Consider the following 506-nt stretch of genomic DNA (forward strand, 5'->3'; position numbering starts at 1 on the left):
GATCTGGATGGCAATGTGGTGCCGGGTACGCCGGGTGCTGATCGGGCTCCGTCCAGTGATACGGCGGCTCATGCGTATGTGTATCGGAACATGCCCGAGGTGGGTGGTGTGGTGCACACGCATTCGACGTATGCGGTGGCGTGGGCGGCGCGGGGTGAGGAGATCCCGTGTGTGATCACGGCGATGGCTGATGAGTTCGGGGGTCCGGTTCCGGTGGGGCCGTTCGCGATCATCGGTGATGACTCGATCGGTCGGGGCATTGTGGAGACGCTGCGGGGTCATCGGTCTCGGGCGGTGTTGATGCAGAATCATGGGCCGTTCACGATCGGGGCGAGCGCGAAGGATGCTGTCAAGGCCGCGGTGATGGTCGAGGACGTGGCCCGTACGGTGCATATCGCCCGGCAGGCGGGGGAGGTTCTGCCGATCCCGCAGGACGCGATCGACAGGCTCTACGACCGGTATCAGAACGTTTACGGACAGACCACCGACGACCGCCGGTAGCCCCG

1 protein-coding gene is annotated in these 506 nt (G+C 65.0%); it reads left to right on the forward strand.

Going from position 1 to position 506, the window contains the following annotated elements:
• On the forward strand, positions 1-501 hold a 501-nt coding region (locus ACPYN5_RS15975), incomplete at its 5' end, for an L-ribulose-5-phosphate 4-epimerase (protein ID WP_424449908.1).
• Between the last annotated feature and the right edge of the window lie 5 nt (positions 502-506).

Origin of the sequence: Microbacterium arborescens (genome assembly GCF_049707515.1) — a bacterium.
In the GTDB taxonomy this organism is placed as follows: Bacteria; Actinomycetota; Actinomycetes; order Actinomycetales; family Microbacteriaceae; genus Microbacterium; species Microbacterium arborescens_B.